Raw genomic sequence first — 12,696 nt, forward strand, 5'->3', positions numbered from 1 at the left:
ATGGACGGCATGATACACGGATTGTTCAACAAGGCGTTGCAACGCTTTGCCAGCGACACCTACGGCGCGTCGCTCTGGGTGCGGGTCGCGGCGGGCGCGGGCCTGCCGCAACCGGATGTCGAGGCGATGATGCCCGCCGACCAGGCCAGCACCGAAGCGCTGCTGCGCGGTCTGTCGGATGCGCTCGACCGTCCCCGCGACGCGGTGCTCGAAGACGTGGGGATCTACCTCGTCTCGCACCCCTCGAGCGCCGGCATCCGGCGGCTCCTGCGGTTCTGCGGCGCCGGGTTCGAGGAGTTCCTGCATTCGCTCGACGATCTGCCGGACCGCGCGCGGCTGGCGGTGGCCGAACTGGACCTGCCAGCGCTGGAACTGCGCCAATGCGGGCCGGACCGCTACAGCCTCTCCTGCCGGCCGCACATGCGGGGCTTGGGGCACGTCCTCGTCGGCCTGCTGCGCGCCATGGCCGACGATTACGGCGCGCTGGTGACGCTCGAGCACCGCGAGGCCGGGCAGGGGCGCGAGGTGATCGAGATCGCGCTGGTCCTCGCCGCCTTCACCGAGGGGCGCGAGTTCGACCTCGGCGCACGGGCGGGATGATGTCCGCCGCTCCGCCTCCGGCGCTCGACGTGCTCTGCCCGATGCACCTTCGGCTGGGGCCGCGCGGGCATATCCTGCACGCCGGCCCGACGCTGCGCCGTCTGCACGGCGCCCCGCTCGACGGGACGCGGTTTCTCGAAGCGTTCGAACCGCTGCGCCCGCGCGCGCTCGGCGGCATGGAGGATCTGCGCGCCCATGCCGGGGCAAGGCTGCGGTTCCGCCTGCGGTCCGGGCCGCGCACGGTGCTGACCGGGGTGCTCGCGCCGGAGGCGGATGGCGGCGCGCTCGTGAACCTCGGCTTCGGGATCGGCGTCGTGGACGCGGTGCGCGACCACGCGCTGACGACCGCCGATTTCGCGCCCACCGACCTCGCGGTCGAGATGCTCTTCCTCGTCGAGGCGAAGTCGACCGCGATGGAGGCGCTGCGCCAGACATCGCTCCGGTTCAACGGGGCGCGGGTCGCGGCCGAGGCGCAGGCGCTGACCGATCCGGTGACCGGGCTCAGGAACCGGCGCGCGCTGGAACTGGCGCTTGGCCACACCATCGCGGGCGGGCAGGAATTCGCGCTGATGCACCTCGATCTGGATCGGTTCAAGCAGGTCAACGACAGCCATGGCCATGCGGCAGGCGACACCGTGCTGGTCACATTGGCCCGCCGCATGACCGAAGAGCTGCGCGACGACGACACCGTGGCGCGGGTCGGCGGGGATGAATTCGTGCTGATGTTCGACCGCCTCTGCGACCCGGGCCGGCTGGCCGAGATCGCGCAGCGCCTGATCGCGCGTCTGGAAGAGCCGGTGCCGTGGCAGGGGACGGAATGCCGGGTCTCGGCCAGCCTCGGCATCACCATCTCGACCGATTACGCGCGCCCGGACGCCGCCGGGCTGGTGGCCGATGCCGACCATGCTCTCTATGCCGCCAAGCGGGGCGGGCGGGGGCGGTTCATCTTCCACCGGGACCTCGCGCCGCCACCCCACGGCCCCTGAACAGGCCCCCCTCGGCGCGGCCCGAAAGAACCGCGCCACGGTCCATGGACCTCGGCCCCCGCTTCGGTTAAGCCTTGCGCGGCTTCAAAAAGGGCTTGGAAACTATGGCTGAACCGAACACCCCCGATATCGTGTATACCAAGGTGGACGAAGCGCCGGAGCTGGCATCCGCGTCGCTCCTGCCGATCATCCGGACCTTCGCGGCGGCTGCCGGGGTCTCGGTGGGCACCAAGGACATCTCTCTCGCCGGGCGCATCATCGCGACCTTCCCCGAGCATCTGACCGAGGCGCAGCGCCAGCCGGACGACCTGGCCGAGCTGGGCGAACTGGTCAAGACGCCGGAAGCGAACGTCATCAAGCTGCCGAACATCTCGGCCTCGGTCCCGCAGCTCGTCGCCGCGGTGAAGGAGCTCCAGGCGCAGGGCTACGCGCTGCCGGACTACCCCGAGAGCCCCTCGACCGACGAGGAGAAGGCCATCCGCGCCAGGTACGACGGGATCAAGGGTTCGGCCGTGAACCCGGTCCTGCGCGAGGGCAACTCCGACCGCCGCGCCGCGGTGGCGGTGAAGAACTACGCGATGGCCAACCCGCACCGGATGGGCGAGTGGACCTCGGACAGCAAGACCCGCGTCGCCTCGATGTCAAAGGGCGACTTCTTCTCGAACGAGGTTTCGGCCACGCTCGACGGGGCGGCCAAGGCGAAGATCGTGCTGGAGACGGCGGACGGCGAGACCGTGCTGAAAGAGGGTGTTTCCTACCCCGCAGGCACCGTGGTCGACGCGACCTTCATGAGCGCCCGGGCGCTCGACGCCTTCCTCGCGGACGAGATCGAGAAGACCAAGGCGGAAGGCACGCTCTTCTCGCTGCACATGAAGGCCACGATGATGAAGGTCTCCGACCCGATCATCTTCGGCCACGCGGTCAAGGAATGGCTGAAGCCCGTCTTCGAGCAATATGGCGACAAGCTGAAGGAGCTGGGCGTGAACCCCGCCTCCGGCATGGGTGACCTGCTGGAGCGCGTGAAGGGCGAGCCCGAGATCGTGAAGGCGATCGAGGCATGCCGCGACCAGCGCCCGCCGATGTACATGGTGAATTCCGACAAGGGCATCACCAACCTGCACGTGCCCTCCGACGTCATCATCGACGCCTCGATGCCCGCGCTGATCCGCGACGGCGGCAAGGGCTGGGGCCCGGACAACAAGCAGCACGACACCAACTGCGTCATCCCCGACAGCTCCTACGCGCCGGTCTATGACGAGGCGATCGCGTTCTTCAAGGCGAACGGCAAGCTGAACCCGGCCACCGCCGGCACGGTCCAGAACCTCGGGCTGATGGCGCAGAAGGCCGAGGAATACGGCTCCCACCCGACCACCTTCGAGATCCCGGCGGACGGCACCGTGAAGATGGTGCTCGACGACGGCACGGTCCTGCACGAGCACAAGGTGGAGAAGGGCGACATCTGGCGCTCGGCCTCGGCCCGCAAGGCGCCGATCGAGGATTGGGTGAACCTCGCCATCGAGCGGCAGAAGGCCACCGGATTCCGGTCGATCTTCTGGCTGGACGAGACGCGCGCCCATGACGCCGAGCTGATCAAGATGGTGAAGCCGATCCTCGAAGCCAAGGGCGTCGCCGACAAGTTCGAGATCATGGCGCCCCGCGAGGCCACCCGCGCCTCGCTCGAGACGATCACCAAGGGCGAGAACACCATCGCGATCACCGGCAACGTGCTGCGCGACTACCTGACCGACCTCTTCCCGATCCTCGAGCTGGCGACGTCGGCCAAGATGCTCTCGATCGTGAAGCTGATGAACGGCGGCGGGCTGTTCGAGACCGGGGCAGGCGGCTCCGCGCCGAAGCATGTGCAGCAGCTGATGGAGGAAAACCACCTCCGCTGGGATTCGCTGGGCGAGTTCTGCGCGCTTGGCGAAAGCCTCCAGTTCCTGGCCGACGCCCGGAACAACGAGAAGGCGCGCGTGCTGGGCAAGGCCGTGGATGCGGCCACGCAGGGCATCCTCGACCACGACCGCAGCCCGTCCCGCAAGGTGGGTGAGCCCGACAACCGCGACAGCCATTACTGGTTCGCCCGCTACTGGGCGCAGGCGCTGGCCGACCAGTCGGACGACGCCGATCTTGCCGCGCATTTCGCCCCGATCGCCAGGGCGCTGGCCGAAAGCGAGGCGGCGATCACCGGAGAGCTGGCGGCCGTGCAGGGCAGGCCCGCGGACCTCGGCGGCTATTACCACACCGATGCCGACAAGACGGCGGCGGTGATGCGCCCCTCCGAGACGCTGAACGCGATCATCGGCTGAGGCCGGACAGGGAACGCACGGGGAAGGGCGCGGCGCTGGCCGCGCCCTTTTGCGTGAGCGGAAACCGATCAGAAGATCACACGGTTCGGCCAGTCCTCAAAACGGGCGAGCGGGACAGGTCTCAGGACCTTCCTGAACCGGTGGACGCTCGGCTCTGCGCCGGTCGTCGCGACTGGATATTCAGGGGCAATGCCTGGGCCGAGGAAAGGGCGCCGGGCCCTTCGTCACAGCCACGATCGATTGGGAAGAAGTGGCAGCCCGTAGGGGAATCGAACCCCTCTTTCCAGGTTGAAAACCTGGCGTCCTAACCGATAGACGAACGGGCCATCGCCGGGGCGCTGGCTATGTCTCACGGCCCGTGACCGTGTCCCTGCCGGGGGAGTGGCAGCCCGTAGGGGAATCGAACCCCTCTTTCCAGGTTGAAAACCTGGCGTCCTAACCGATAGACGAACGGGCCATCGCCGTGGCGTGAGCGGGGTTCTAGGGAAAGCCTCGGATCACTGCAAGCGGATTTTTTGCCCGCCGTCCAGATTTTCGGCCCCGTCCGGAGGTGACGTCGCGATGCCCCGCGCGGCCCGGTTCCGGCCCCTCAGGACGGGCTCAGCGGCCGTCCGCGGGGGCCGCGTCGTCGAGCCTGAGCTGCACCGACTGGCGCCCGCCCCAATCGTTGATCTCGAGCCGTCCGGCGAGGTGGAAGCGCCGGCCGTTGTGGCCTGCGAGCGCGGGGCCGAGGGGGCCGTCGAAGGCGCCGAAGCTGATCGCGTCGATCCGCGCGCCGAGGCCGTCGCCGAAGGAGACCTTCAGGTGGCTGTCGCCGACCTGTTTCGCGAAGGAGATCGCGACGTCCGGGAAGGCGAAGCGCGGGGCGGGGGCGCCGGCGCCGAAGGGACCGGCATCCTCGATCCGGCGGATCAGCTCGACCGTGGCGCCGCCCGGCATCAGCACCCCGTCGAGCCGCAGGTCCGCCGCGCCGCCAAGGCCCGCGCCCTGTTTCGCCAGGAGCTCGCCCAGCCGGTCCATCGCGGCCTCCAGCCGGTCACGGGCGACGGTGAGCCCGGCCGCCATCTTGTGCCCGCCGCCCTTGATCAGGAGGCCCTCGGCCGCCAGCCGCTGGATGCTGGCGCCAAGGTCGACGCCCGCGACGGACCGGCCCGAGCCCTTGCCCTCGTCCCCGTCCAGCCCGATCACGATCGCGGGGCGGTTGGTCTGCTCCTTCAGCCGCGAGGCGACGATGCCGACGACCCCGGGATGCCAGCCCTCGCCCGCCGCCCAGGCGAGCGGGCCGTCGAGGCCGCGCGCCTCGGCCTGCGCCAGGGCGGCGGCCTGCACCTCGGCCTCGATCGCGCGCCGTTCGGCGTTGAACTGGTCCAGACGTTCGGCCATCGCCTGCGCCTCGTGCGGGTCGGTGGTCGACAGAAGCCGCGCCCCGAGATCGGCGCGCCCGACCCGCCCGCCGGCATTGATCCGGGGGCCGAGCACGTAGCCCAGGTGATAGGACGAGGGCGCCGTCGTCAGCCGCCCGATGTCGGCGAGCGCGGCCAGCCCCGGCCTCTCGCGCCGGGCCATCACCCTCAGCCCCTGCCGCACGAGCGCCCGGTTCACCCCGATCAGCGGCGCCACGTCGGCCACCGTGGCCAGCGCCACGAGGTCGAGCATCCCCATCAGGTCCGGTCCCTTCACGCCGCGCTCGCGGAGCTGGCGGTTCGCCTCCACCAGCATCAGGAAGACCACCGCGGCGGCGCAGAGATGGGCCAGCGCGCCGCTTTCGTCCTGACGGTTCGGGTTCACGCAGGCGACGCAGTCGGGCAGGGTCTCGCCGCCGAGGTGGTGATCGAGGATCACCACGTCGCAGCCCGCCGCCGCCACCGGCTCGTGGCTGAGCGTGCCGCAGTCGACGCAGATGATGAGGTCGTGCTCGGCCCCGAGCGCCTGCATGGCGGGGACGTTGGGTCCATAGCCCTCGTCGATCCGGTCGGGCACGTAGAGTGTCGCCTGGCGCCCCATCTGCCGCAGCCAGTCGAGCAGCAGCGCGGCCGAGGATCCGCCGTCCACGTCGTAATCGGCGAAGATCGCGATCCGCTCGCGCCTCTCGACGGCACGGAGGAAGCGCGCGGCCGCGGTCTCCATGTCCCGGAGCGAGCGGGGATCGGGCAGCAGGTCGCGGAGGGCCGGGGCGAGGTAGGCCTCGCAGCCCGCCGCGTCGATCCCGGCGCGGGCCAGCACCTGGCAGATCGCCCGGTCCATTCCGGTCGCCTGGGTCAGTGCTTCCGAAGCCCGGTCCATCTCGACCGAGGGTCCGAGCCAGCGCCGCCCGTTCAAAGATTGCTCGACCCCGAGATACGCCAATAATCCCTCACACGCGGTCAACGCGCGCGCCCCATGCCCCGATCAAACTGCGGCCACGGACCCGTTCCCGCGCCGTCCCCGGACTTCATCTTTCCATAAATACTCCCGCCGGAGGCTCCCGCCCTCGCCGGAAGCATGCCGTCTCACACTTCCTCGATCCGCAGCGCCACGGGATCGCCTTCGACGACCCCGGTCGCCGCCATTGCCGCGATGGCCTTGTCGAGATCGGCGCGCACGCAGCGGTGCGTGACGATCAGCACCGGCGCGGTCTGCGCCTCGTGATCGTATTGCCGCATCCGGTTGATCGAGATCCCGTGGTTGCCGAGCACGGTCGCCACCTTCGCCAGCGCGCCGGGTTTGTCCTGCAGCTCCATCCGCAGGTAGAACGCCGCGGGCGTGGCCGAGGAGGCGGGCGTCGCATCCACCAGCGAGGCGGCGGGCTGGCCGAAGACCGGCAGCCGGGTGCCGCGCGCGATGTCGCAGATGTCGCCCATCACGGCCGAGGCGGTCGGGCCTTCGCCGGCCCCCGCGCCCCGCAGCACGATCTGGCCGACCGCGTCGCCCTCGACCACCACCATGTTGGTGCCGCCCTCGAGCTGACCGAGCGGCGAGGCGGCGGGCACGAGGCAGGGCGACATGCGCTGTTCGAGCCCGCGGCCGGTCATCCGGGAGACGCCGAGCAGCTTGATCCGGTAGCCCATGTCGGCGGCCTGCCTGATGTCCTCGGTCGTGATCCGGCCGATCCCCTCGAGCTCCATCGCGTCGAAGGCGACGCGGGTGCCGAAGGCGATGGAGGCGAGGATCGCCAGCTTGTGGCCCGCGTCGATGCCGCCCACGTCGAGCTCCGGGTCGGCTTCGAGATAGCCCAGCTGGTTCGCCTCTTCGAAGACGGTCTCGTAGGGCAGGCCCGCCGATTGCATCCGGGTCAGGATGTAGTTGCAGGTGCCGTTCATCACGCCCATGACGCGGGTGAACTCGTTCCCCGCAAGCCCCTCGAGCAGCGTCTTGATCACCGGGATCCCCCCCGCGACGGCGGCCTCGTAGCGGATCTGGCGGCCCTCGGATTCGGCCAGCTCGGCCAGCGCCTGTCCGTTCACGGCCAGCATCGCCTTGTTCGCGGTCACCACGTCCTTGCCGGCCTTCAGCGCGGCCTCGGTCGCGGCCTTGGCGGGGCCGTCCGCGCCGCCCATGAGCTCGACGAAGACGTCGACGTCGTCGCGGGTGGCGAGCGTGACGGGGTCGTCCTCCCAGGCGTAGCCGTCGATCGGGACGCCGCGGTCCTTGCCGCGGGTGCGGGCGGAGACGGCGGTGACGGTGATCTTGCGCCCGGTTCGTGCGGTCAGCATCTCGGCCTGCTTGCGGATGATGCGGAGAACGCCGACGCCGACCGTTCCCAGTCCGGCGATCCCGAGGCGCAGGGGTTCACTCATGGTCTTCTCCATACTCGCGGATTTCCTACCCGGCCCGCTTAGCGCTTTGGCCGGGGCGGCGCAACGCGAAGCCGGATCGGGGAGGTGTCAGCTGCCCGCTGCGGCGGCCTTGCGGCGCAGCGCGTCGCCGCGCGCCTCGAGTGCCGCGGCATCGCCCGGCGCGATCCGGCCCTCGGGCAGAGCGTCGGTCAGCGACGCGGTCGGGGCGAGGTCGGGATAGGGCGCGGCCTGCGCCTCGGCGCTGACGGTCTGCTCGACCGGCGGCAGCTCGGTGCAGGCGGCGGCGGGGATCAGCAGGAGAAGGGCGAGGGTGCGCGGGCTCATGTGTCAGGAATGACGCATCCCGGCGGGGCCGTCCAGCGCGTGTTGTCATGAACGGGTGTTCAGATATCCTTGCGCCATGACCCGCCAGACCCGCATCCGCAGCGCCGAGACCGGCGCCCGCATCCGCGCCGCCGCCCTGCGCCTCTTCGCGCGGGACGGCTATGCGGCCGTGTCGATGCGCCAGATCGCGGGCGAGGTGGGGCTGCAGGTCGGCGCGCTCTACAACCACGTTGCGGACAAGCAGAGCCTGCTGGTCGTGCTGATGCGCGAGCACATGGAGGCGCTGCTGGCCGCGCTGGACGCCGAGGCGCTGCCCGAGGCGCCGGACGCCGCGCTGGAGGGGTTCGTCCGGTTCCACATCCGCTATCACGCGGCGCGGCCGGACGAGGTCTTCATCGCCTATATGGAGCTCAGGAACCTCGGGCCCGAGAACTTCGCCGGGATCGAGGCGCTGCGCCGCCGCTACGAGGACCGGCTGGAGGGCATGCTGGCCCGCGGCGCCGAGGCCGGGATCTTTTCGGTGCGCGATGCGCGGGTGGCCACGATGGCCGTGATCGCGATGCTCACCGGCGTGACGACCTGGTTCCGGCCGGAGGGCCGCCTGAGCCTCGACGAGGTGGAGGCGATCTACGTCGAGATGGCGCGCAAGGCGGTCGGCGCGCGCTGAGGCCCCGCCGTCAGTCCCGATCGTCCGGGGTCGTGTCGGCAACGACGGCGCCGCGCTGGCCCGCGGGCTCCGAGGGTCCAGTCGTCGTGTCGGCGTCGGTCTGGAACTCGAGCTCCGCATCCAGCTCGGCCCCGAGCAGGACGATGAAGGCCGAGAGCCAGAGCCAGGTCATCAGGATGATGACGCCTGCGAGCGCGCCGTAGGTCTCGGTATAGCTGCCGAAATTCCGCACGTAGATCGAGAAGGCCACCGAGAAGAGGATCCAGAGCACCGTCGCCGTGATCGCACCGGGAGAGAGCCAGCGCCATTTCGCGGGCGCCCGGGAGGGGCCGTAGCGGAAGACGACGCCGAGGCCGAAGACGACGAGCAGCGCGAAGATCGGCCAGCGCAGCCAGGTGAGCGCCGTGTCGAGCAGGTCGGGCAGGGGCAGCACCTGCTGGAGGATCGGGATCGCCAGCGTGACCACGACGGCGAGGATGAAACCGAAGATCAGCAGCAGTGTCAGCGCCAGCCCGGTGCCGTAGAAGGCGAGGATCGAACGCGTCTCGTCTTCCTTGTTCGCCGCGTTCAGCCCGTCCATCAGCGTCCGGATCGCGGCGGAGGCCGAGAAGAGCGACAAGGCGAGCGAGAAGACCAGGGCGATGCTGAGCGCGGTGCCGTCGTCCGAGACGACCTGTTCCACCTGATCGGTGATGATGGCGGCGGCTTCTTCGGGCAGGGCCGCGGCGTAGCTGTCGATCACCGATGCCAGCTGGGGCGGTTCGATCGCGAGGCCGGCCAGCATCACCAGCGCGGCGATGGCGGGGAAGATCGCGAACAGTGCGAAGAAGGCGATGCCCGCCGAGATGGTCGAGACGTGGTCCCGCCCGATCGAGGCCCAGACCCGCTTGAGCACGGCAAGCCAGCCCTGTTGCGGAAGGTCGGTGGGCGATTTCGCGTCAGCGCCGGGGCGGGTTTTGGTGGAACTCGTCATGAAGGTCGAAACCCGGACGCAACGGTTTGGTTCCCAAAGGAAAACCGCCGGGCTGGGCCCGGCGGTTCCGTTTTCGATCAATCGGGGCGTGTCAGCTCTTGGCGAGATCGCGCAGCACGTAGTGCAGCACGCCGCCATGCTCGACGTATTCCTTCTCGATCGCAGTATCGATCCGGCACTTCAGCGTGATCTCCTTGGTGGAGCCGTCGCCGTAGGTGATCGTGCAGGGCACCTCGGAGAGCGGCTTCAGATCGCCCTCCAGCCCGGTGATCGAGACGGTCTCGTCGCCCTTCAGCCCCAGCGAGGTGCGGGTGTCGCCGCCCGTGAACTCGAAGGGAATGACGCCCATGCCGACGAGGTTCGAGCGGTGGATGCGCTCGAAGTTCTCGGCGATCACGGCCTTGACGCCCAGAAGTGCCGTGCCCTTCGCGGCCCAGTCGCGGGACGAGCCTGCGCCGTATTGCTCACCGCCGAAGATCACGAGCGGCGTGCCCTGGTCCTGGTAGGCCATGGCCGCGTCGTAGATCGAGGTCTGTTCGCCGTCGGGACCCTTGGTGTAGCCGCCTTCGACCCCGTCCAGCATCTCGTTCTTGATGCGGATGTTGGCGAAGGTGCCGCGCATCATGACCTCGTGGTTGCCGCGGCGCGAGCCGTAGGAGTTGAACTCCCGCACCGGCACCTGGCGTTCGATGAGGTATTTCCCGGCCGGGGTGGTGTCCTTGAAGGACCCGGCGGGCGAGATGTGGTCGGTGGTGATCATGTCGCCGAGGACGGCGAGAACGCGGGCGCCCTCGATATCCTTGATGTCACCGGCCTTGGGCCCCATGCCCTGGAAGTAGGGCGGGTTCTGGATGTAGGTCGAGCTCGGCGGCCAGTCGTAGGTTTCGCCGCCCGAGACGTCCACGGCCTGCCACTTCTCGTCGCCCTTGAAGACGTCGGCGTATTTCGACTGGAACGCCTCGCGGGTGACGACCTTCTCGACCAGCTCGGCGATCTCGGCGTCGGTCGGCCAGATGTCCTTGAGGTAGACGTCCTTGCCGTCCGGCGTCTGCGCGATCGGCGAATTGGCCATGTCGATGTTCATGTCACCGGCGAGCGCATAGGCCACGACCAGCGGCGGCGAGGCGAGGTAGTTCGCGCGCACGTCCGGGCTGATCCGGCCCTCGAAGTTGCGGTTGCCCGACAGGACCGCGGTGGCGATCAGGTCGTGATCGTTGACGGCCTTCGAGATCTCGGCCTGCAGCGGACCGGAGTTGCCGATGCAGGTGGTGCATCCGTAGCCCACGAGGTTGAAGCCGACCGCGTCGAGGTCTTCCTGCAGGCCGGCGGCCTCCAGATATTCCGTGACGACCTGGGAGCCCGGTGCGAGCGAGGTCTTCACCCAGGGCTTGCGGTCGAGGCCGAGCTGGCGCGCCTTGCGGGCGACGAGGCCGGCGCCGATCATCACGTAGGGGTTCGACGTGTTGGTGCAGGAGGTGATCGAGGCGATCACGATCGAGCCGTCGTGGAGCTGGTAGCCCTCGCCTTCGGTCTTCACGAAGCCGCGCTTGTGGTGGCCTTCGTCGCCCGGGATCTCCCGCGGTTCGGGCTGGCCGCCTTCACCTTCCCAGCGGACCTCCTGGTTCTCGGAGGCGTCCTTGCCTTCGCGCTGGCCGCGGACGTACTGGGCGAAGTTTGCCGCCGCCTTGTCGAGGTCGATGTGGTCCTGCGGCCGTTTCGGGCCCGAGATCGCCGGCACAACGGTCGACATGTCGAGCGCGAGCGTGTCGGTGTAGACCGGATCGTAGCCCGGCTCGCGCCACATGCCGTTGGCCTTGGCATAGGCTTCGACCAGGGCGATCGTGTCCTTGTCGCGGCCGGTCTGGGTCAGGTAGCGCAGCGTCTCGTCGTCGATCGGGAAGAAGCCGCAGGTGGCGCCGTATTCGGGCGCCATGTTGGCGATCGTCGCACGCTGGGCGAGCGGCAGGTTGTCGAGGCCTTCGCCGTAGAATTCGACGAACTTGCCGACCACGCCCTTCTCGCGCAGCATCTCGACCACGCGCAGGACGAGGTCGGTGCCGGTGGTGCCTTCGGTCATCGCGCCGGTGAGCTTGAAGCCCACGACCTCGGGGATCAGCATCGAGATCGGCTGGCCGAGCATCGCAGCCTCGGCCTCGATCCCGCCGACGCCCCAGCCGAGCACGGCCGCGCCGTTGACCATCGTCGTGTGGCTGTCGGTGCCCACGAGCGTGTCGGGGTAGGCGACGAGCTCACCGTTCTGGTCCTTGTCGGACCAGACGGTCTTCGAGAGGTATTCGAGGTTCACCTGGTGGCAGATGCCGGTCCCCGGGGGCACGACGCGGAAGTTCTCGAACGCGGTCTGGCCCCATTTCAGGAACTGGTAGCGCTCCATGTTGCGCTCGTATTCGCGGTCCACGTTCATCTGGAAGGCGCGCGGGTTGCCGAATTCGTCGATCATGACCGAGTGGTCGATGACGAGGTCGACGGGCACCAGCGGGTTGATCTTCTTGGCGTCGCCGCCGAGGCCCACGATCCCGTCACGCATCGCGGCGAGGTCGACCACCGCGGGAACGCCGGTGAAGTCCTGCATCAGCACGCGGGCCGGGCGGTAGGCGATCTCGACGGGATTCTTGCCGCCGTTCTTGCCCCAGTCGGAGAAGGCCTTGATGTCGTCCACCGAGACGGTCTTGCCGTCTTCGAAGCGGAGCATGTTCTCCAGCACCACCTTCAGCGCGGCGGGGAGTTTCGAGAACTCGCCCAGCCCGGCCTCTTCGGCGGCGGGAATGGAGTAATAGGAGAAGGTCTTGTCGCCCACCGAGAGCGACTTGCGCGTCTTGGTGGTGTCTTGTCCGACTTGGATGGGCATGGAGTGGCCTCCCTTTCGTAGGAACAGGGGTTGTCGCTGGCCCGCTTCTGCCCCTTTTCGGGACGCCGATCAAGGGGGCGGCGCGGGTTTTGCATACATTTGCATACAGTATCTGGCGTGTCGGGCGCTTTTCGCAGGACGGGCCCGCTCGCCGGGCGCGGGCCGGCCGATCCGCGCAAGTCCGGGCCGGCGCGG

9 protein-coding genes and 2 tRNA genes are annotated in these 12,696 nt (G+C 69.2%); 4 read left to right on the forward strand and 7 right to left on the reverse strand.

Annotation, left to right across the window (positions count from 1 at the left end; translation table 11 throughout):
- Positions 1-12: 12 nt before the first annotated feature.
- From Q344_RS0102830 to Q344_RS0102840, 3 genes are all read left to right on the forward strand, one after another.
- Positions 13-600 carry a heme NO-binding domain-containing protein gene (locus tag Q344_RS0102830; protein ID WP_028285327.1) on the forward strand — a complete coding sequence of 196 codons (588 nt, stop codon included), beginning with the start codon at positions 13-15 and terminating at the stop codon, positions 598-600.
- A complete protein-coding gene (locus Q344_RS0102835; protein ID WP_084178280.1) occupies positions 600-1,586 on the forward strand; it encodes a GGDEF domain-containing protein in 987 nt (328 codons plus the stop codon). Before Q344_RS0102830 ends, Q344_RS0102835 begins: the two co-directional genes overlap by 1 nt.
- Positions 1,587-1,690: 104 nt before the next feature.
- Positions 1,691-3,895 carry an NADP-dependent isocitrate dehydrogenase gene (locus Q344_RS0102840; RefSeq protein WP_028285329.1) on the forward strand — a complete coding sequence of 735 codons (2,205 nt, stop codon included), beginning with the start codon at positions 1,691-1,693 and terminating at the stop codon, positions 3,893-3,895.
- A 251-nt stretch (positions 3,896-4,146) separates the two neighbouring features.
- Here the strand turns inward: Q344_RS0102840 and Q344_RS0102845 are convergent.
- The 5 genes from Q344_RS0102845 to Q344_RS22965 all read right to left on the reverse strand — a co-directional run bounded on the left by Q344_RS0102845 (position 4,147) and on the right by Q344_RS22965 (position 7,995).
- A tRNA-Glu gene (locus Q344_RS0102845) sits at positions 4,147-4,221 on the reverse strand.
- A 56-nt stretch (positions 4,222-4,277) separates the two neighbouring features.
- Positions 4,278-4,352 (reverse strand) — tRNA-Glu (locus Q344_RS0102850).
- A gap of 143 nt (positions 4,353-4,495) precedes the next feature.
- Complete coding sequence (gene recJ, locus Q344_RS0102855) at positions 4,496-6,241, reverse strand: single-stranded-DNA-specific exonuclease RecJ (RefSeq protein ID WP_028285330.1); 1,746 nt, start codon at positions 6,239-6,241, stop codon at positions 4,496-4,498.
- A gap of 143 nt (positions 6,242-6,384) precedes the next feature.
- Entirely contained in the window at positions 6,385-7,671 is a 1,287-nt protein-coding gene (locus Q344_RS0102860; RefSeq protein ID WP_028285331.1) for a homoserine dehydrogenase, read from the reverse strand.
- An 87-nt stretch (positions 7,672-7,758) separates the two neighbouring features.
- Entirely contained in the window at positions 7,759-7,995 is a 237-nt protein-coding gene (locus tag Q344_RS22965) for a hypothetical protein (protein WP_036538229.1), read from the reverse strand.
- 76 nt (positions 7,996-8,071) lie between these two features.
- Here Q344_RS22965 and Q344_RS0102870 point away from each other — a divergent pair, with 76 nt between their 5' ends.
- A complete protein-coding gene (locus tag Q344_RS0102870; RefSeq protein ID WP_028285332.1) occupies positions 8,072-8,662 on the forward strand; it encodes a TetR/AcrR family transcriptional regulator in 591 nt (196 codons plus the stop codon).
- Between the two features lie 10 nt (positions 8,663-8,672).
- On the opposite strand, the gene Q344_RS0102875 is transcribed toward Q344_RS0102870, so the two are convergent.
- Both Q344_RS0102875 and acnA read right to left on the reverse strand, forming a co-directional pair.
- Complete coding sequence (locus Q344_RS0102875; RefSeq protein WP_028285333.1) at positions 8,673-9,635, reverse strand: YihY/virulence factor BrkB family protein; 963 nt, start codon at positions 9,633-9,635, stop codon at positions 8,673-8,675.
- Between the two features lie 91 nt (positions 9,636-9,726).
- Entirely contained in the window at positions 9,727-12,501 is a 2,775-nt protein-coding gene (gene acnA, locus Q344_RS0102880; RefSeq protein ID WP_028285334.1) for an aconitate hydratase AcnA, read from the reverse strand.
- Positions 12,502-12,696: the final 195 nt, after the last annotated feature.

This window comes from Pseudooceanicola nanhaiensis DSM 18065 (assembly GCF_000688295.1).
In the GTDB taxonomy this organism is placed as follows: Bacteria; Pseudomonadota; Alphaproteobacteria; order Rhodobacterales; family Rhodobacteraceae; genus Pseudooceanicola; species Pseudooceanicola nanhaiensis.

Excerpts from the sequence above, each read along its gene's own strand:
- Q344_RS0102835 (WP_084178280.1), top strand. The coding sequence starts at position 600 with ATGTCCGCCGCTCCGCCTCCGGCGCTCGACGTGCTCTGCCCGATGCAC.
- Q344_RS0102840 (WP_028285329.1), top strand. The coding sequence starts at position 1,691 with ATGGCTGAACCGAACACCCCCGATATCGTGTATACCAAGGTGGACGAA.
- Q344_RS0102860 (WP_028285331.1), bottom strand. The coding sequence starts at position 7,671 with ATGAGTGAACCCCTGCGCCTCGGGATCGCCGGACTGGGAACGGTCGGC.
- Q344_RS22965 (WP_036538229.1), bottom strand. The coding sequence starts at position 7,995 with ATGAGCCCGCGCACCCTCGCCCTTCTCCTGCTGATCCCCGCCGCCGCC.
- Q344_RS0102870 (WP_028285332.1), top strand. The coding sequence starts at position 8,072 with ATGACCCGCCAGACCCGCATCCGCAGCGCCGAGACCGGCGCCCGCATC.
- Q344_RS0102875 (WP_028285333.1), bottom strand. The coding sequence starts at position 9,635 with ATGACGAGTTCCACCAAAACCCGCCCCGGCGCTGACGCGAAATCGCCC.
- acnA (WP_028285334.1), bottom strand. The coding sequence starts at position 12,501 with ATGCCCATCCAAGTCGGACAAGACACCACCAAGACGCGCAAGTCGCTC.